This window comes from Achromobacter sp. 46006 (assembly GCF_059761975.1).
The window spans coordinates 1-235 of record NZ_JCBANN010000167.1; the positions used below are offsets into that span (position 1 = coordinate 1).

Below are 235 nucleotides of genomic sequence, written 5' to 3' on the forward strand. Positions count from 1 at the left end.
AAGGTGCCGTACTGGCCCTTGCCGTCGTTGCTGACGGTCCAGGTGTGGGTGTCGCTGGTGTCGACGTCGCTGACGTCGAGCTTGCCGCTGGCGCTGGTGGCGCCGTCTTCGGTCACGGCGCCATCGGTCTTGCCGCTCAGTTCGGGCTTGTCGTTGGTGCCGTCGATGGTGACGGTGACGGTGCTCTTGGTGCCGTCGGCGGTGGTGACGGTGAAGGTCTCGGTGAGCTTCTCGC

General features: G+C 66.4%; 1 protein-coding gene. It reads right to left on the minus strand.

Annotation, left to right across the window (positions count from 1 at the left end; translation table 11 throughout):
- On the minus strand, positions 1–235 hold a 235-nt coding region (locus AC6LKG_RS26660; protein WP_498170025.1), incomplete at both ends, for a VCBS domain-containing protein.